This is a genomic window from Porphyromonas sp. COT-290 OH3588 (genome assembly GCF_000769075.1).
GTDB lineage: Bacteria > Bacteroidota > Bacteroidia > Bacteroidales > Porphyromonadaceae > Porphyromonas.
In genome coordinates this window covers 430871-450775 of record NZ_JRFC01000014.1, presented here as the reverse complement: position 1 = coordinate 450775, position 19905 = coordinate 430871, and the positions used below count along the sequence as shown (strand labels likewise).

The window sequence follows — 19905 nt, the reverse complement described above, 5'->3', positions numbered from 1 at the left end:
TCATACCGCCTTATCTGTTTTATCCCCAAAGAGCCTCTGTACAGTCTGCCAGAAACGTAGACTCTAATACGTCTATTCTTCTACTCAAGTGTTGAGATATGTTAAGGGATTATTGGAGAATTTTATGGAATGTGCTAGTAGTTTATAAAGGGCTATGTAGTGCTTTTGGAGTATTGAAGGGAAGATTTTCTCAGACTGATGGGCACATTCATTGAGATATGTCCACTAATACCAAAAGATTGATGGGAAGAAATAGCAGAAAGTGTGTCATAAAACGCCTAAAACTCGCTCGGAAGTTTTCTTATATATCTAATTTTTAGCGTATTATACTTGTGTCGATTTAAGGGGTTGTTTTATCTCGGATGCGGCTGAGTGCCACCAGTGGGTTTGGACGCAGCCTAGAGCTTTCTAGGGGCTAATCTGAGATTTGAGCAATTTGTCCACAGCTTATGCACATCAGCTTCTTTGGAGCAATGAATGTAGTCTGATATGTGTTTTTTTGTTAATCGTTATTGTGCCGCTGTGAGTGGGGTTTGGTCTAAGGAGTTTGGCCTCTGCTTAGTTTATTAGATTGGCCATTAGAACTAGGTTTGGTGAGGGCTGTTTACTTTGCTAATTATTTGTTTTACTAGCATCTAGGGTTACAGCAGGGCTTGCCTCACTGGGAGGGGTTGTAAACTAATTGAAAAGGGTTATATTTGCACGCATCGCTAGGTCAATGAGCCTAAGACTTGTAGTGTAAAAGACAACCAGACTTGATACAGAAGTGAATAACCTTTGCTCTTTTACCTCAACCAGTTGTAGGTCAGAGGTCTTTTTGTTTTTCAATGTAATAACTACAATTTTAACTAAAATAAGGTATATGCGGAAAAAGAAAATTAGCTGCTTGGGTACGCATACGAGAGTGGGACTATCTGGCTCTGGTCGTAGGTTACTCTCGATGGTTGCGCTATGGGCTATCTGCTCTCTGGTATACTCTCCAATGGTGGCACAGACCACCAATGGGAGTAAGCCCTCTGCCTCTAGCCAGAGAAAGCACCTCAGTGTAGGTGGTGTGGTGCGTGATGCCTCTGGGCAGGGCGTACCGGGGGCAACGGTCGTGGTCGCTGGGACTAAAAAGGGAGTCGTGGCCGACCTAGATGGTATTTTTGAGATCGAAGTGTCTAGCCTTACTGGTAACCTCGAGATTTCATCTATGGGCTATATTACCCAGACTGTTGCCTACAAGGTTGGCCAGTCGATGAAAGTCGTACTCAAGAGCTCTACCAAGGAGCTAGAGGAGGTCTCGGTCGTGGCATATGGCCAGCGCAAGACTCGTGAAGTGGTGAGCTCTATCTCCTCGATCAAGTCGGACCAGCTTAAGGATGCTACTGCGCCTTCTCTGCAGTCCCTGCTACAGGGGCACGTATCAGGTGTCGCTATTCAGTCCTCTGGTAGACCGGGCTCTGGTTCATCTATTGTTATCCGAGGACACAATACACTCGGTCAGGCTGGTGGTGCGAATATCAATAGCGGTTCCCCTCTCTTCGTCGTAGACGGCGTCCCAGTGCAGTCGGACACCTCGGGTGATACTGGCATCAATATGCTCGCAGGTCTAGATCCCTCGACGATCGAGTCTGTCGAGGTACTCAAGGATGCTGCATCGGCATCGCTCTACGGCTCTCGTGCAGGTAATGGGGTGATTCTTATCACGACCAAGAAAGGCCGCTCGGGGCGCCCTGAGTTTAGTGTCAATTTCTCTCAGTCTATTTCTTATCTGCCAGAAACACCTCTACAGATCATTGGTAAGGGGGAGCGAGACTTCAACTTGCTGTTGGCTAAAAAGCATAGAGTGGGCTACTATGACTGGCAGACCGAGAAGTCTGTCATGCCTAAGAGTCACAACGATACTTGGGGGCATCAGCCTTTGGAGTCTTCGTACGACTACCTGTGGAACAATGGTAGCACGGACGTTGCTATTACGGGTATCCCCGTACATATGCAGGACTCGCTCAATGCCTTCTATAACAACAAGACGAACTGGTGGAAATCAATCTTCCAGATAGGCCAAGTCAGCAGGGCAGATGTGCACGCCTCTGGCGGTACGGAGAATGTGCGCTATATGGTAGGCTCGGGGCTATACTCGGAGAAGGGTATTTTGGTAGACTCCAAGTTTAATCGTTTTAGCTTCATCTCCAACCTAGACTTTAACCTTACCCCAAAGCTCAGTGCCTACACTCGTGTCAATATGTCCTACACGGATATCGCAGGGGCCAAGACCGTACTGCAGGTAGATCCTCGTGGTATAAGTCCGTTCTTGCCCGGTAAGGGGACTGTGATCGAGCGTGAGGCGATCAATAAGCTCCGCAATATCGTCAATAAGAACTACAACTATAATGGACGCCTACAGTTAGGCTTCAACTATAACATCGCCAAGGGGCTTAGCCTCAACTCCTCGGCTTCGGTGGACCATTACCGAACCAGTAATACCGAGTTTACGCCATCTTTCTTGACCCAAGATCGACTTAGCCAAGCACGTCAGAGTCTAGGGGGAATGACCTCCCTTCAGTCCGAAACGTTGCTCAACTACAAGCGTGAACTCGTGGGAGCGCATAATATAGATGCTTTTGTGGGTTTTGCTTTCTACAAGGATATTCAAGAGGCGGCTTCTGGTACGGCTAGAGGAGGGCCCAGCAACCATATTCGCTATCCCGGTGACAACTGGCCTAAGTCTCGTATAGATGAGGCTGGCAACTTTACTCACCTACAAGACTTCACGGCTAGCCTCAAGGAGCAGGCCATGATCAGCTACTTCTCTCGAGTAGCCTACAACTACGATCAGAAGTATCTGCTCGAGGGGGCTCTGCGTGTAGATGGCTCTTCTGTTTTCGGTAGAGATGTGCGTTGGGCGACCTTCCCATCTCTGGCGGCAGGCTGGTCTTTCTCTCAGGAGCGCTTCATGAGAGATCTTTGGTGGCTCAGCTTCGGTAAGATTAGGGCTTCTTGGGGACGCTCGGGGCAGAAGCTCAACGAACCCTATTTGGCTCATGGGATTATGGGCTCGACTAATATCTTCCTCGGTACACTTGGTCTAGCTCCAACTACACTGGCCAATACGCACCTGACTTGGGAGAAAAGTGACCAGTACGACTTCGGGCTCGATGTAGACTTATTCAACTATCGTTACAAGGTCAAACTAGACTACTACCACAAGTATTCGAGTGCACTGGTCGCCTTTGCTTCGTTGCCCGGTGACTTTTTCTTGTTGAGCGATGTGTGGAGTAACCTCTCAGAGATCGAGAACCAAGGTGTAGAGCTTGAGTTTATCGGACAGATCATCAAGGGTAAACAGCTTAATTGGACTACACGTTTCAATATCTCGAGCAACTGGAACCGCTTCATGCGCTCACACACCAATATCGACGATGCTGGTCGTGTGCTAGGGCGTCCGCTCTATGGTCTTTATGTCTTCCAAGACGAGGGTATCGTGCAGAGAGAAGAGCAGATCCCTCAGTACTACAATCTGCTGGGTAAGAAGACTCCTCTATACTTTGGCAATGAGAACTATCCACTGCGCGTAGGTGGTCGCAAGATCAAGGATCAGAACGGTGACGGGGTTATCAACAATGCAGACCTGTACTACGCAGGCTCTACGCTACCTCTATTCTATGGAGGCTGGACGAACCAGCTTAGCTGGAAGGGCTTCACCCTGACAGCTCTGGTTAATTTCTCTATTGGCCGCAAGATGCTCAACACGGTACAGAACAAGGCATTCCGGTTTGACAAGAACTTCGGGGTCATCAAGAACGATTACACCAAGTATACTTTCTGGCAGCAGCCTGGAGATCAAACGGACTATCCATCTCTGGAGTTTGCAGATACTGGTTACTTGGGTCAGTTCGATGGGGTTCTGGACTCCAAGATCGAGAATGTGAGCTATGCGCGCCTCAAGCAGCTGACGCTCTCGTATGCACTCCCGGGGGCTTGGATCAAACGTACGCCTCTCAAGGACGTTCGTCTATACGTTACGGGTGAGAACCTCTTCCTCTTGACGAACTACTCTGGGCTAGACCCCGAGCTGGTACCCGAGAGTGAAGGGGAAGATACGGGCGGAGAGTATCCTCTAGACCGCAGGTTTACGCTAGGTGTTAATATTAAATTTTAGTAGACAAATGAAATATATCATAGGTGCAACATTGGCATTTGTACTAGCCCTCTCGTCGTGCAGCCTAGACTTGGTCACGGAGAATGACCTGACCTACGATACAGCCTTCAAGACAGAGCAGGAGCTCAACGCAACCACAGCTTCGATACACTTCTTCTTGAACTCCTACTTCGGTGGAACATCTCCCTTTTACCTCGTTGGAGCTATAGCAGACGAGAGTGTATATCCTTCATTACGTGTCTGGAACCCCCAAACGGTCGTGAATCATTTGGGCGAAGGCTGGAAGGGATTATACGATGCAATCTTTGAGAGCAATCTGCTTCTCGACAATATCCATCTGACCCAAGATCTTACTCCCGAGCGTCGCAACTTCCACATGGGGCAGGCTTACTTTGCCCTAGGGTTCTCTTACTTTACCCTATCGCAGAGATTTGGCGAGGCTGTGATCACAGAGAACTCTACTGTCATCAAGCATTATGCCCTCTCTAGCAAGCTTGAGGTAATAGATGCGGCGATCAACTATGCCAAGAAGGCACTAGAGATTCTACCCACTCACGATAAACTGACGGATAGAACTGGTAGCCTCATACGCTACAAGCAGTTTGCATCCAAGGGAACTAGCGCAGCGCTACTGGCTCACCTCTATGCATGGAAGGGGAGCATTATCGAGCTCTATAAGCTCGGTGGCGATGCTCAGGAGGCGTATAAGCAGTCGATGGTCTATGCCTCGATGCTGATTGATGGTCAGGTAGGACCGTACCAGTTGTGTGCAACGCCCGAGGAGCTCTGCCAGAGGCTATCATCGCCCGAGGAGGAGAATCCTGAAGAGATCTTCTCACTTATCTTTGATAGGTATCGTAGCGAATACTCCGTTTCGCCAATGCCTGCCACTAGCTACATTGGCTGGCCAGTCAATGAGTCACAGACCAAGGGGGATATTGTCAATGGAACTCTGCGCATTTACCGCAAGTCGGTTACTGAGCGACTCTATCCTGAACCTACAGATCTTAGGCGTGTAGCTTTCTTCTACCCTGTCAATGATGCCGATGAGGATCCCAGCGAACCTGCTGCTCGCTATGCTTTCCTATACAAGTGGCGTAAGGCAGTCTATAATGTGGACAAGGACTCTAGTCTAGGTAAGAGCTTCCGTACAATTGATGCCCACTATACCTACTGGCGTTTGGCTGATATTATCTTGTTGCGTGCCGAGAATGCTGCCAAGCTTGGCCTCACGGGGGAGGCTCTTGCCGATCTGAATACGATTCGCCGCCGTGCAGGCCTGGCGGACTATGCAGGCTCTGGCGATGAGCTGAAGCTAGAGATCTTCAGAGAGCGTGAGCGTGAACTCTTCGGTGAGCACGAGCGTTACTTTGATGTACTACGCAATGGCTACGTTCGTCAGGAGCTACAGGGTAAGTTCCAAGTCTTGACGCAGCAGGAGATCAATGACGGAGCACTGGTACTACCAATCCCCTCGACAGCCTCTAGGACTAAGGACGGGCGTATCATCAATACGCTCATCAAACAACATATATACTGGTCAAAATATACCAAATAATGAAGAAGTTCATCTATGCCCTCTGGGCAGTACTGCTGGTCGGGACGTCTAGCTGTACTAAATACAATCTGATAGATACGGGCGACGTCAATGGCAATCACGACACGACGCTCTGGGGCTATCTGCAGACCGATTCCTACAACTGGGACTCTCTGAGCCTGATGATCAAGCACGCAGAGATGGTCGAGGTATTCGAGGGAAAAGGTGAGTACGGCAAGGATATGACTTTCTTTGGCTTTACTAACCATAGCATTCGTAGCTATATGCTAGCCAATGGCTATAAGCGTGTGACGGATATCCCTAAAGAAGATTGTGCATACTTCCTCAAGATCTCGATTATACCCGGGCGTCATAAACTGGCTGATATCCCCAATGGCCGTCGCTCTACAGACCCCGACCAGATCATCGGTACTGGAGGTAAGGAATATAAGACCATGGAGGGGCGTAAGCTGTGGATCTTTACCTTCCGTGAGCCTTACGGAGATATTCCCAATGCAGGGCCGTATTCGATTTATGTAGCTTCGTCTGCTGCGAAGAAGATTACACGTATTGCCTCCACCGACATCACGACTAATACGGGTATCGTACACTCGCTGCCCTATCACTACCGAATAAATGATTTGTAGACAATGAAAGCGTTTTATATATCAAGCCTCGCAGTGCTGTGCTGCCTCTTGACTCTGGGAGCCTGCAAGCACGTGCCTATCGGCTATCTCGAAACACGTGATGCCAACTTCGCACCCGATACGATTTACGCTTACCGAGTAGTTAATCCTGAGTCGATACGAGCCAAGACTGGTGCGCCATGGACGTCGCTACGCATTCAAGGTATATCGGGGACTAACCCCATCAACTATGAGTTCAAGGACGTTAAGGCCAAAGAGGGAGGCGATGCGGATAAGTTCCGCCAAGCTGTAGCCTCTGGTGATATCCTCGTCGTAGGCGGCATCGTACAGGTCTTCCCCAAGGCTGTTGAACAGCTGACCAATGGGATCTATACGCTTACCCTTAGGGTTTTCAACGAGGGGCACTCCGCGATTCTGAGTGACATCATCACGTTCGTCGTGGCGGATAAGGAGCCAGAGTCGGTAGACATCGCTATCCCCGAGGATTAGTAACTAAATGTTTAATCAGCTTGTGGCTCTGCATCGCCTTTGAGGTGCTCAAGCTCGGTGCAGAGCTACCCAAAATAAGACACAGATGAGAGTAAAATCATGGTTGCTACTGCTCCTGTGGAGCGTAACAAGTTTGCTGGGTTCGGTACGAGCTCAGAGCCAAGATGGTCAAGGTATTGTTTTCTTCAAGGGATCCTATGACGAAGCTCTAGCCGAGGCCAAGAAGCAGAATAAGATGCTTTTCATCGACTTCTATACGACGTGGTGTGGTCCTTGCCGCATGATGAGTAAGGATATCTTCCCCAATCCAGAGGTTGGAGCGTACTTCAACCCTCGCTTCGTCAGTGTGAAGCTCGATGCCGAGAAGCAAGAGAACCTCGAGGTGGTCAAGAGATTTAAGGTACAGGGTTACCCAACACTGGCTTTCGTGACCAACGATGGCGAGATCAAGCTCGTCAAGACTGGTGGGCAGACTGTACAGCTACTGATCAGCACGGCTCGTATTGCCACGGGCGAGGAGTTGTCTTTCACCGATCTCTACGATCGCTACCGCAAGAACAAGGAAGATCTAGCTCTACAGCAGGAGATCTTGCAGAGAGCCTCCAACTACATCAGCACGCTCGAGGACATCGAGGCTGAGAAGTGGATCGTGCGTATGCGTCGCCTCTATGGAGCTTATATCGATAAGAAGATGGGCCCAGACCTAATCAACGTAGAGGACTATAAGCTCATCACCCAGCTTAGTGGAGATGATCAGGACCTGACCGATCGCTTGGTGGACTTCATCAACAAGAACCTAGCCGACTGGAGTGCCGTAGTGGGCGATGCCGCTGCTTACTTCGTCATTGAGCAGAACGATGCCAAGGTGCTGGCAGCGGTTAAAGATGCTAGTGAGAAGTACAAGGAGTATCTGGAGAAGATTAATGGAGAGTACAAAGAGGCCTACTCGGTCGTGACTTACAAGCAGGGTACGCCCTACGACAAGTCTAAGATGTACTACGATGCGCTCTTCCTGCTCTACAAGGATCGCAATGCTGCACAGTACGTCAAGGATCTGAATGCCTACTTCGCCAAGTATCCAGACGATACGACAGCCAATGACTATGCTCTAGCGGCTCAAGATCTCTACAAAGCTGCAGGCGACCGCCTAGGCAATGCTGAGCATCATCAGGCGATTAAGTGGCTAGGCGAAGCGCTCAAGAGCGATGCTCCACTGATGGATCGCATCAATTATATCGTGATGATCGGCGACTCGTACAAGAGTCTCAAGGAATACGACAAGGCTCAGCAACACTACAATCAAGGCTACCTAGAGTCGCTCCAGATGACCGATATGGAGATGACTCAGGGTATGATCCAGTACTCGATCAAGAGCAAACTGGCAGAGCTAGAGCTCCTGCGTAAGTAAAACTGGGCATTATATGAGAGAGGTCTTTGGGAGGGACATAAGTGGGAGTCCACTCCCAAAGACCTCTCTCTAGCACATATCATCAGTGTACTTTGATGCAGGTGTATCAAGTGCATTCAATCTTAAATATCACAAGTTATTTTATGAATAAGATTCTTCTTAGCCTCATGGCTCTCTTCATGGCTTTCTCTATGAGTTCGGCTCAGAAGCCTGTCGAGGGGCTACGCTCGGGCAAGCTACCCAATGGGCTATCCTACTATATATATAGGGACGCTGCAGCCGAGAAATACGTCAATTTCTATCTTTTCCAGAACGTCGGTGGTATCGTTGAGGCTGACAACCAGAGTGGTCTGGCACACTTCCTAGAGCACATGGCCTTCAATGCTACGGAGCACTACCCCGATGGCATCATGAGCTATCTGCGCAAGAATGGTATCTATACCTTCAATGCGATCACAGGGATTAACGAAACGGTTTACCACATCGACAACATTCCTACGGACAACGCTAAGATGACCGAGGCGATGATGCTGATCCTCAAGGATTGGAGCCATGGTATCAAGATTCGCCCTCAAGACGTGGAGAAAGAGCGTGGCATCGTGATCGAGGAGTGGCGCAGCCGACGCAATGTAGACCAGCGTCTAACCGATGCGATGGCTCCCATCGTCTACAACAACACGCTCTATGCACACCGCAATGTCATCGGGAGCGAGGAGGTGCTACGTAAGTTCACCGCCAAGGATCTCAAGCGGTTCTACGATGCTTGGTATCGTCCAGACCTGCAGTGCGTGATGATCATCGGGGATATTAACCCCGACGAATACGAGGCTAAGGTGAAGAAACTGTTTGGCTCAATGTCCCAGCCAAAGAATCCTCAGCCACGTACTATGCTGATAATCCCCGACAACAAGACTCCTCACTATAAGCGTTTTATCGATCCAGAGAATAAGGGCAATTCTTTTGGCCTCTACCAGAGGTCGTATCTCGACCCTACGGACCGTCGTATCGACTTCACACAGGAGAATCTCAACTCCCTCCTCTTCAATCGCCTTGCACCTACCTATTTCTCTGTACTGCGTAATGCTGGGCGCGAAGACTTTGTCGCAGCTTCCGTTAGCCACGAACCCTTGGTGCGTGCCTACTATCAGGTCGCATGGGACGTAGTACCTTACCACGGCCGTGAGCGTTCGGCACTCAAGCAGCTTCTGCAGGTACGTGAGCGTCTACGCAGAGAGGGCTTCACTGCTGAGGAGTTTGAGGCTGCACGTGTCGCCATGTACGAAGACCTCAAGCGGCTTATCTCGAGCAAGACACTCTCTTCGCCTAGCGATATGATGGACGCCTTCAAGAAGCACTACCTCTATGGCGCGCCTATCCGCACTTTGCGTCAGAGCCTAGAGGAAACTTCCCACGCCCTGCTTGAGATGGAGGTAGAGGATCTCAATAGCTGGGTGGCTAAGCTCCTCGGAGATGACAACCTAGCTTTCATGACCTTCTCGGCTAAGGCAGAGGATATGAATATGTCGCTCTCGGAGTTTCAAACCCTCTACTATGAGGTCAAGAATAATCCACTGCCGCCAGCACCAGTGATGGAGCCGATTACACGCCTCTTGGACTTCCAACCCAAGGTTGGCCAGATCGTTGTCGAGAAGACAATTAAGGATCTAGAAGCTAAGGAATGGACACTGAGCAATGGTGCTAAGGTGATCTACAAGCACGTTCCCAATGCGCAGAAGAAGTTCTACTTCGTGGCCTCTAGCCTAGGAGGTAAGTCGCTTGTTGCTGATACCGACCTCCCGTCCTATACGGCGATGCAGTCGCTCATCTTGCGCTCAGGCCTGCATAAGTACGACCGCAATCAGCTACACGGCTGGATGAAGGATCGCAATATGGAGATCAATATGTCACTCACAGACTACACCGAGGGTCTTGGGGGCAACACAACGATCGACAAGGCCGAGGACTTCTTCCAGTATGTGCATCTGCTCTTCACTCGTCAGCGTTTCGATGAGCAGGTATTCAGCAAGTATGTAGAGCGAAATAAGTATCAAGCCCAGACACGTGTGCTCACGGGTATGGACGCCGCTCAAGACTCTATACAGAAGGTGCTTTTCCCCGCCTCGCCACGCAACCCTCGTCAGGACGCTGCTTTCTACGATAGTATGCGTCTGGCTGATCTGCCTCGCCTCTTCAATGATCGCTATGGCAATGCTGGTGACTTTACCTTCTGCCTCGTTGGCGAGCTAGGCGAAGCCGAAGCCAAGAAGCTCATTCTAGACTATATCTCCTCTCTCCCCGGTAAGCCCGGCAAGCCTGAGAGTTATAAGGTGCATGACCTATCCTCGCCCGAGGCCAAAATTATCTTCGAGCTAGAGGAAAAGATCGATGGCGATATAGGTGAGGTCGAGATTGCTTTCAGCCACGATCTAGAGCTGGCTCCTCTCGAGCAGGTATCGCTCGATCTCTTCAAATTGCTATTGCAGAATAGACTCTTCGATCAGCTACGTGAGAGCCAGAGTGGCGTGTACAATGTGGGTGTAGATGGCGAATACATTGCCCAGCCTACGCCTAGAGGCAATCTGCGCATCCGCTTCCGCACAGAGCGTGCCAAGGCCGATGCACTCAAGGCCAAGACCTACGAGGCGCTAGAGGATATCAAGGCAGGCAGGTTCTCCGAGCAGGAGTTCAAGAACGTGCTTGTACCTCTACTACTCGAAGCTACGCAGAGAGAGGATACCTCCAATGAGAGTGAGATGGAGGGCAACCAAGACGAACCTCTACTGTGGGTGTCGATGATTAACCTCTACATCGAGCAGGGACGTATGCCGTCGGATGCTGATGTAGGACCAAGCCGTAGGGAAGTGCTCGAGCAGGTGAAGCCTGCCGATATCAAGGCGTTCTCGTCTAAGTTCTTCGACGGAGCTAAGCATCGTGAGATTGTTCTCAAGTCGCTTGCTCCAGAAGCGCAGGCCGTGATCAAGCATTAGCTTTAGCCTAGAACCTAATCCAAAGGGGCTGTGTAGAAGTATGGACTTCCGCACAGCCCCTTTGGGCTTGATAGCCTCTATTCAGTAGCTCAAGCCTATGCCATTTTTGCATAGTCTCGCCTATTTGCGACGAGTATCATATCCATGGCTCGGATAAGGAGTGTTATACATCTCTTTAATTTTCCGATGAAGATTAGATCCCTCTCTATATCCTACGGAGAAAAATAGCAAACTGCATATTTGGCCTCTAGGAGGCTCTAGATTGAGCGCAGCTTCGTTTGGGCACTTAGCCTCCAGACGAACAAAAATAACCGCCTAAAGCAGGTGTTTTTAATGAATTGATAAATAGTTGTTTATGGCGTTTCCTGGGTGGGATTTAAGTGCCAGTGTCGTTTTTTGGGAGGATTTCTTCCCATCAATCTTTGGGGATTAGTGGACACATCGCCGAGGATTAGCCCACTAATCGGCAGAAACTTTCCCATCAATTCCCTCAACGTCCCGATGGGCTTTTAGGAATTAGTGCCCCACTTTGTAAAATAAAAGGATAAGTCATTTACAGACTTTGACAGAAAAGTAGAAGAATGAGCTCTAGGACTAGAAAGCAGACGGGCATCGGGACAACCATTCGTCCCGATGCCCGTCTAGCGTTTGGTGCGGTTGCTTGGCTACTTAGTAATGCCGCAACCAGAGCACTTGTTTTTGATCTGCTCGAAGAAGTCATTGCCCTTGTCGTCCACGAGTATGAAAGCAGGGAAGTTCTCTACCTCGATCTTCCAAATAGCCTCCATACCTAGCTCGGGGTACTCGAGGCACTCTACCTTCTTGATGCTGTCCTGAGCGAGAATAGCTGCAGGGCCTCCAACACTACCGAGGTAGAAGCCGCCATACTTGTGGCAGGCGTCCGTTACTTGTTTGCTTCGGTTGCCCTTGGCGATCATCAGCATGCTACCACCGTGACTCTGGAAGAGATCCACATAGCTATCCATACGCCCTGCCGTAGTAGGGCCAAACGAACCGCTGGGCATGCCAGCTGGCGTTTTGGCTGGCCCTGCGTAGTAGATAGGGTGGTCCTTGATGTACTGAGGTAAGCCCTCACCACGGTCTATGCGTTCCTTGAGTTTGGCATGAGCGATATCGCGCCCTACGATGATGGTCCCATTGAGTGAGAGGCGTGTGGATACAGGATATTTGCTTAGCTCGGCAAGGATCTCGGGCATTGGGCGGTTGAGGTCGATCTTGACCACATTGCCCTCTCCAGCGGCCCTTAGCTCCTCGGGAATGAGGCGGCCGGGGTTAGTTTCTAGCTTCTCGATCCAAATGCCATCACGGTTGATCTTAGCCTTGATGTTGCGGTCGGCCGAACAGCTCACGCCCATACCCACTGGGCAAGAGGCTCCGTGGCGAGGCAAACGAATAATGCGCACATCGTGGGCGAAGTACTTACCGCCAAACTGTGCCCCTAGGCCTAGACGATGTGCCTCGGCGAGCACTTCTTGCTCGAGGGCAATATCTCGGAAGGCTTGTCCGCCTTCGTTACCCTCTGTTGGTAGCTCGTCGTAGTACTTAGCAGAGGCTAGCTTCACGGTCTTGAGGTTGGTTTCTGCCGATGTGCCACCAATGACGAAGGCGATGTGGTATGGAGGGCAAGCAGCCGTACCAAGTGAGCTCATCTTCTCGACGAGGAATTTAACGAGTGTCTGAGGATTGAGCAGTGCCTTAGTTTCTTGGTAGAGGTAGGTTTTATTAGCCGAGCCACCACCCTTGGCGATGCAGAGGAACTGATACTCCATGCCGTCTACCGCCATTAGGTCGATTTGTGCTGGTAGGTTGCAGCCCGTATTGATCTCTTTGTACATGTCTAGAGGTACGTTCTGCGAATAGCGCAGATTATTCTCTGTGTAGGCATCGTACACGCCGTGCGATAGGTACTCCTCGTCGTGTCCGCCAGTGAATACCTGCTGTCCCTTCTTGCCGAGCAGAATGGCCGTGCCAGTGTCTTGGCAGAATGGGAGCTGTCCCTTGGCCGAAACCTCTGCATTGCGTAGGAATGTGAGGGCGACGAACTTGTCATTGTCGCTCGCTTCGGGATCACGCAGGATCTTGGCGACCTGCTCTTGGTGCTCGGGGCGGAGGTAGAATGACACGTCGTGGAAGGCTGTACGGCTCAAGAGGCGAAGCGCCTCTGGGTCTACACGAAGCATCTCTGTATCGCCGAACTTCTCTACCGAGACATACTCTTTGGTCAGGAGGTAGTACTCCGTCTTGTCCTCACCCATAGGGAAAGGCTTTTGGTATTTGAATGGAGGTGTTGCCATCGACTTGATAATTTATACCGATTTATTTAGTGATAATTTTCCGCAAAGATACAGAAAGTCTACTGATATAAGCCATATTAAACGCCAAAAGCGAAGTAGCATCTTGCATGATTGATGCCACTTCGCTTGGACAATGTTGGGCTCGGGTAGGTTTAGACTACCCACATGGGGGTGACAGCCTAGAGCTGACAATCCGCATAGTGGAGCATATCTATGCGCCTGCCTACAAGCGCGGCTAGGGGGTATGCTCGGTTTGTTGTAGGGCTAGGGTAGAGAAAGCAGGGTGTGCCTCGAAGCCACTCTTGGCGAGTTCGTAGCCGATCTCCATGATTTCGGCTGCCGAATTGACTTGAAACATTCCGTACTTGGTGATGGCTTGTGTCTCTAATAGTAGGTCGCAGACATCTCTATCGGGCAGTGTGTTCTGACGAAAAACGAACTCCCAAGATCGCTCTGCCACACCCATAATCGTGCGCTTGTAGCTCTCCTCCTGCCAAGGGCCTAGGTTCATGCCCACGACGAAGCGACAATCCTCTCGTATGATGCTCACTGGGAAGTTGCGGAATAGCCCACCATCTACAAACGTAGCCCCATTGAGCTCTATGGGATTGAAGAGTACGGGAATGCTGCACGAGGCAGTGATAATCTGTGCTAGAGGCCCCTCTGTGAATACATGCTGCTCACCCTTGTCGAGATTGGTGGCAACGATGCGCATAGGTGTAGGCAGATCCTCCAGCCGCTCGTGTCGGAGTCGCTCGCTGATGTAGCGCACGAACTTGCTCGTGTCGAACATGCCACCGCCCATCGGCCTGAGCGAAGTCATATCCATGAAGCCACGCTCGGAGAAGAGGTCGTAGATCTCGCTAGGGTTGTAGCCGTCGGCATAGAAAGCCCCCATCAATGCGCCTGCACTGGTGCCTGCGATGACCTCGGGCCGACACCCAATCTCCTCCATATACTTGAGTGCCCCTAGATGAGCGAAGCCTTTGATGCTACCCCCACTAAGGGCTAGTCCTAGATCGTATTGCTGTGCCATAGGTTGGGCTGATCTTTTGCTTGAGATTGATTCTCGCCTTTTAGTCGCAGTGTGCGCAAGGGTCTTGGCTGGCGTGTATGTAGGCATCTACCGAGGCACGTGCGTTGGCTAGAGCTTCATAGACCTCCTGTGTCGCAGGAATCAAGGGTAGGCGAAGCTCGTTGTGAGCGATGATACCCATTTGGTAGAGGAGTGCCTTGATGCCAGCGGGGTTGCCATTGGCGAAGAGCTGTGTGTTCAGATCTCGTAGCTCGGCCTGTATCATATCTGCCTCGTTGTGCTGTCCTGCCATACTCAGATGAATGAGTTTGGCAAATAGCTCTGGGTAGGCGTTGCCCACTACCGAGATGACGCCTCTTGCTCCGCTCTGTATGAATGGGACGGATAGGGCGTCGTCGCCCGAGAGAATGGTGAAGTCATCGCGCTCGACGAGCTGCTTGGTCTGAGCGACCTGTGCCACGAAGCCAGATGCTTCCTTGATGCCGATGATATTGCTGTGTGTGTGGGCAAGGCGGGCGACCGTCTCGGGGACCATATTGATGCCAGAGCGTCCGGGTATGTTGTACAAGACGATAGGGAGCGAGGAGCGCTCGGCCAGATATGAGAAGTGTCTGAATAGCCCCTCCTGCGTCGGCTTATTGTAGTAAGGGACGACCGAGAGAATACCCCCGATGCCTGTCGTATCTAGATCCTTGATGCGCTGGCCAGTTTCTAGAGTGTTGTTGCCCCCGAGCCCAATCATAATAGGTGTGCGACCCGCTACACGCTCGACGACTAGCTGTGTGACCATATTGCGTTCGTCCCTAGTGAGGCAAGGGGACTCGCCAGTAGTACCATGGACGACGAGGAAGTCGGCATGACCTGCTATGAGGTGATCGACGAGCCTGATGAGGCTGTCCGTATCTATACTCCCGTCTGGGCAGAAGGGTGTCACCATCGCTACACCCATTCCCTCGAAACTATGTCTATTGTTCATCTTGCTGACTTATCAAAACCCGTCTTGCAAAAATAAGTTTTTTAGGATAGCCGAGCAATATCTCTCTTGAGATAATCCGCTTATCTAGATAGACCAAGGAGCTGTCCAGCGTATAAACTTGGTACAGCCTAGATTTGATAGGTCATTGTTGATTTACATACGCTCTCTATTAGATGTTTGTAACTATTGATGCCTTGTGTCGTTGTTTTGCCCAGCTCTCGTAGAGTTACGATACCCCGACTTGCATTGTGCTCCCCCTGTGTTTGGATATTTGATAGGGCGTAATCTAGGGTGCCGCTCGCTTCGAGTCTTGAAGCACTGAAGCGAAGGTAATAATAATTGACATCTCCAGCCGAAGTAAGTGTGCATAGACCAATAGAATAATCTCTTTGTCATAGAGAGGGTGGGGCCTCTGCTACAAGACTTACTTGGTAGAACAAGAAGCTTGGGCTAGGTGGTAGTGTTACAGCAGGTAGGTATTCAGGGACGATAGGCTCGAGATATCGGCTTGGCCAGCAGGGGCAGTAGGTCTATACAGCCCAGTATTCTAGTCGAATATTGGGAGTGGCTTTTCGCTTTTTTAGTTAAAGTGTGTAAATGATTTGGACTGAAATCCGAGCAGAAGAGCAAGCCAATCTTGTGGATTAGGGTAACTTCATGGGAGAATTGTAGGGGAGATTTATTCGGATTGATGGACTAATCCTTGGCGATGTGTCCACTAATCCCCAAAGATTGATGGGAGGAAATCACCCCAAAATGCCGTGCGAATATATGGGGTTAGCCTAGTATGTATTTTATGTATCTGTTTGACAGATGATTGTGTTGGGACTATTTTAGGTGGTTATTTCTCTCCGTCTAGGGGCGAAGAGCCCAAACATAGCGGCACGCAGCCTAGGGCTTGCTAGGGGGTAAATACGAGGTCTACTATTTTTCTGCTGCTATACATCTCACTTTCCCATCAATCTCCGAGAACATGAGCTGAAATATAAATTTAGGGCTTCTCCCTATCACTCCTGCATTAGGGCGAGGGCGAGGACATAACTCTCGGTATGGATCGCATCAACTCGTATGATTTCCCCGAGCCCTACTAGCTCTAGGGTTAGGTTACACCTATGGTTACCATGGATGTGTAGGCTGGATAGTCTGAATGCATGCAACGATTGGCTAGGCGGATTGATGAGCTTGTAGGCAGCCTCTTTGGCAGACCATAATATATGTAGCGCTAGAGTGGGGGAGGCTGTCGCATCAAGTCGTCGATACTCCTCATCGGTGCAGAAGCGGCTGCGAACCCGTGCGACCTGCTCGCCTAGCTCCTCGATATCTACGCCACAGGGAGCCTCGGAGGATATCCCTAGCAGCACGTGAGAGCCGCTATGACTGACGCTGATGTACTCCCTCGGATAATCGGCCAGATAGGGCGAGCCATTGGCTCTGTGCCGATAGTCCACTTTGCCTTGATAGATATTTTGGAGCAAGGACTGGAGTGTTCGCTGCTCTGCTTCACAGCGCTTCTCTCCCTCTTGCCTAGAGATAGGGCTAAGAAAAAGCCGGACCTCCGACGGAAGCCCGGGTATGGTGATGTGTGATATATCGGACATATTACGGTGCAGTGGGTGGTATGAGCTGTATCGTGATGATGCGGAACTTTTCTAACTCCGTGATGCGTAGGCTCCACGCTCCTGCCTGCACGGTGTCTTGTAGGCGGGGCAGGTCTTGCTTGATCTCTAGATACAATCCGCCGAGAGTGTCTACCTCCTCCTCGCACTTGCCGAAGGTGCCCGGCTCTAGGTCTAGATAACGCAGTACATCGCCTAGAGGAGTTTTTGCCTCGAAGAGGTAGCTACCGTCTGCTTGCTTCTTGTATGGCAATTCTTCTTCGTCATACTCGTCCGAGATATTCCCCACGATTTCCTCTAGGATATCCTCCATGGTCACTAGACCACTGGTGCCGCCATACTCGTCCACGACGATCGCCATGTGGATTTTATTGCTCCTCAGCTCCTCTAGTAGGTCATCTAGAGGTTTGTTTTCGGGGACGAAGTAGGCAGGTCTTAGAAGCCCGGTCCACTGGAAGTCGGCGGGCTTGTCTTTGTGTAGGATCAGATCCTTGACGTATATGATGCCTCGGATATTGTCTTCGGAGGTTTCGTAGACGGGTATGCGGGAGTATCCACAGTCTAGGGCGAACTGCAGCATACGGTGGAAGTCCCAGCTGATGTCGATGTCGAGCATATCAATACGGGGTACCATGATCTCGCTGGCAGTCTTGCCGTAGAAACTGATAATCTCCTCAAACATGGTTTTCTCCTCTACCTTCTTGTCGTTGAGTAGGTCTACAGCTTGGCTTAGGTCGTCCATAGAGATGTCGTAGCGCTTGCGTTGCATGCGCTTGGTGATGATCTTGGTAGATCGTACCAGAAAGGAGGAGCAGGGTCTGAGCAGCTTGTCTACAAGGCGCATATATGGTGCCGAGGTGCGGCTGAAGCCTAGCGGATTGGACTGCGCATATACCTTCGGTATGATTTCGCCGAAGAGCAATAGCAGGAGCGTGAGGATAACCGTCTGGAAAATGAAGCCCAGTATCATGGCGTCGCTGAAGTCGAAGATGAGGCTGAAGCCATAGCCCATCAAGATGACGATAGCTATATTGACTAGGTTGTTGCCGATGAGTATTGTGGCCAGTAGGCGCTCAGGGTCGCTCAGTAGTCGGTAGAGCGCTTCGTCGGCGGGGTGCTCCCCTCGACGCACATCGTCTAGCTCGGCAGGGCGAAGCGAGAAGAAAGCCACTTCGCTCGAGGACATGAACCCAGAGGCAAAGAGCAGCCCCGCTCCAATGGCTAGGGCGACCCAAGCACCGATGGGGATATTGGGGCTAATAATATCGTAGAGTATGGGGTCAGCCATAGATGTATGATGCGTAATCGGACAATTAAAATTGTTACAAACTTAGCACAAAAAGTTTACATATCCCCTTGTGTTTCCCATCATTCCCCTTTTGGTCATATTTGTATGAGGTATGCTTAGGCGAAAAAAAGATGCCGATATTTTGGCGAAATGGATTTTATCCTTACCTTTGCATCGCAAACAGAAAGAACGGGATGTAGCGCAGTCCGGTTAGCGCACCTGCTTTGGGAGCAGGGGGTCCCAGGTTCGAATCCTGGTATCCCGACAAGTTTGGTTTGGAGTTATGTCAAAATGCAGATTTTGATGTAACTCTTTTTCTTTTTTCGCACTTCTTGATTTGTAAAGAATTGGTAACTTTGTCGAAAATCTACAACGACATCGAATGATCGCTCTGCCGATGTGGACCTTGTAAGTAACTAAATGTTTCAATCAACTAATAAGGTATCATGAGTACGAAAACAATTATCCTACTGCTCTTGTCGGTGCTTATGCTTGGGGGCATTGTGTCTTGTCATAAGTCTACGGAAGTCCCTCCCGAGACTTTTGTACGCAACTTAGCGGTCACGAAGAAGGCGGTTAGTCCAAGCGAACCCGAAACGATCTTGCTCACGGCTCTGCCCAACGGATCTGTCAGATATCTACACTATAGTATATTGGCGCCCATTGAGCTGATTGGTACACCTCGCCTCGAGATTTCGAGAGATGGGCATAAGATTACGCTCAAGGAGGTATTCGTCGGCAACTCCGACGTCAATGGTATGGCCACCTATACCATACAAGCCGAGATGGGTTCGTTCGATGTGGGGCATCTCTATCAGTTGGTTCTGCTCAATCATGCTGGCAAAAAGATCGCTGACCTTGAGTTCCGCTATGGTGCCGTGCTTGAGCTGTTGTATGAGTTCCCCGAGCGCCAGACGTATCTGCGCTCCTCTCTAGGGCAGTAGCGCCGTGCGCTTGGTGCTCCAAGTCCGCTATCTGCTTCTTTGGTGTTGGTTCATTGGAGAATAATGTCTAACTTTGCAGTCCATTATAGCTCGTAATAGAAATAACGGTTACCAACGAACGTTTTTAAGCAAAGAAGTAAAACTAAATAAGATAAGCATAATGAAAAAAGGAATTCATCCTGAAAACTATCGTCCTGTAGTATTTAAGGACATGTCTAATGAAGATATCTTCATTACTCGTTCTACGATGGCTGCGAAGGAAACTATCGAGATCGATGGTGTAGAGTACCCTCTGATCAAGGTGGAAATCTCAAACACTTCACACCCATTCTTCACTGGCAAGGCTAAGCTTGTCGATACTGCTGGTCGCGTAGACAAGTTCATGAGCCGCTACGGTAACCGCGCTAAGAAGTAGTCCTTAGTACGTCAAGTATAACAGAGGGGTTGTGTCGAAATGTATGTTTCGGTACAGCCCCTTCGGCGTATAGTCTAGTTGGCTTTGCTTGCCATGGATTGAG

At 50.1% G+C, this 19905-nt stretch carries 13 protein-coding genes and 1 tRNA gene; 9 read left to right on the top strand and 5 right to left on the bottom strand.

The features are described from left to right. Positions 1–862 precede the first annotated feature (862 nt). From HQ48_RS03660 to HQ48_RS03635, 6 genes are all read left to right on the top strand, one after another. Entirely contained in the window at positions 863–4144 is a 3282-nt protein-coding gene (locus HQ48_RS03660; protein WP_235300189.1) for a SusC/RagA family TonB-linked outer membrane protein, read from the top strand. A gap of 7 nt (positions 4145–4151) precedes the next feature. Then, positions 4152–5702: a RagB/SusD family nutrient uptake outer membrane protein gene (locus tag HQ48_RS03655; RefSeq protein WP_044188548.1), complete on the top strand. Its 1551-nt coding sequence runs from the start codon at positions 4152–4154 to the stop codon at positions 5700–5702. After that, positions 5702–6328 (top strand): fasciclin, encoded by a 627-nt coding sequence (locus tag HQ48_RS03650; protein WP_044188551.1) that lies wholly within the window; start codon positions 5702–5704, stop codon positions 6326–6328. Before HQ48_RS03655 ends, HQ48_RS03650 begins: the two co-directional genes overlap by 1 nt. Positions 6329–6331: 3 nt before the next feature. Then, on the top strand, positions 6332–6817 hold the full coding sequence (locus tag HQ48_RS03645; RefSeq protein WP_044188554.1) for a hypothetical protein: 486 nt from the start codon (positions 6332–6334) through the stop codon (positions 6815–6817). Positions 6818–6902: 85 nt separating this feature from the next. Then, positions 6903–8225: a thioredoxin family protein gene (locus HQ48_RS03640; protein ID WP_044188557.1), complete on the top strand. Its 1323-nt coding sequence runs from the start codon at positions 6903–6905 to the stop codon at positions 8223–8225. A 143-nt stretch (positions 8226–8368) separates the two neighbouring features. Then, entirely contained in the window at positions 8369–11212 is a 2844-nt protein-coding gene (locus HQ48_RS03635; RefSeq protein WP_052408951.1) for a pitrilysin family protein, read from the top strand. Between the two features lie 665 nt (positions 11213–11877). On the opposite strand, the gene HQ48_RS03630 is transcribed toward HQ48_RS03635, so the two are convergent. The 5 genes from HQ48_RS03630 to gldE all read right to left on the bottom strand — a co-directional run bounded on the left by HQ48_RS03630 (position 11878) and on the right by gldE (position 18443). Further along, positions 11878–13527 carry a fumarate hydratase gene (locus HQ48_RS03630; protein ID WP_044231722.1) on the bottom strand — a complete coding sequence of 550 codons (1650 nt, stop codon included), beginning with the start codon at positions 13525–13527 and terminating at the stop codon, positions 11878–11880. Positions 13528–13762: 235 nt separating this feature from the next. Then, complete coding sequence (locus HQ48_RS03625) at positions 13763–14563, bottom strand: patatin-like phospholipase family protein (protein ID WP_044231721.1); 801 nt, start codon at positions 14561–14563, stop codon at positions 13763–13765. Between the two features lie 40 nt (positions 14564–14603). Further along, a complete protein-coding gene (dapA, locus tag HQ48_RS03620) occupies positions 14604–15539 on the bottom strand; it encodes a 4-hydroxy-tetrahydrodipicolinate synthase (RefSeq protein WP_044231720.1) in 936 nt (311 codons plus the stop codon). 1007 nt (positions 15540–16546) lie between these two features. Further along, positions 16547–17137 carry a 4'-phosphopantetheinyl transferase superfamily protein gene (locus tag HQ48_RS08995; protein WP_052408950.1) on the bottom strand — a complete coding sequence of 197 codons (591 nt, stop codon included), beginning with the start codon at positions 17135–17137 and terminating at the stop codon, positions 16547–16549. 1 nt (position 17138) lies between these two features. After that, a complete protein-coding gene (gene gldE, locus HQ48_RS03610) occupies positions 17139–18443 on the bottom strand; it encodes a gliding motility-associated protein GldE (RefSeq protein WP_044231719.1) in 1305 nt (434 codons plus the stop codon). 190 nt (positions 18444–18633) lie between these two features. On the opposite strand from gldE, the gene HQ48_RS03605 reads away from it, so the two are divergent. The 3 genes from HQ48_RS03605 to HQ48_RS03595 all read left to right on the top strand — a co-directional run bounded on the left by HQ48_RS03605 (position 18634) and on the right by HQ48_RS03595 (position 19802). Next, positions 18634–18708: transfer RNA gene (locus HQ48_RS03605), tRNA-Pro, on the top strand. 181 nt (positions 18709–18889) lie between these two features. Continuing rightward, complete coding sequence (locus HQ48_RS03600; protein WP_044231718.1) at positions 18890–19387, top strand: hypothetical protein; 498 nt, start codon at positions 18890–18892, stop codon at positions 19385–19387. Positions 19388–19547: 160 nt separating this feature from the next. Beyond that, on the top strand, positions 19548–19802 hold the full coding sequence (locus tag HQ48_RS03595; protein ID WP_044188574.1) for a type B 50S ribosomal protein L31: 255 nt from the start codon (positions 19548–19550) through the stop codon (positions 19800–19802). The last annotated feature ends 103 nt before the right edge of the window (positions 19803–19905 follow it).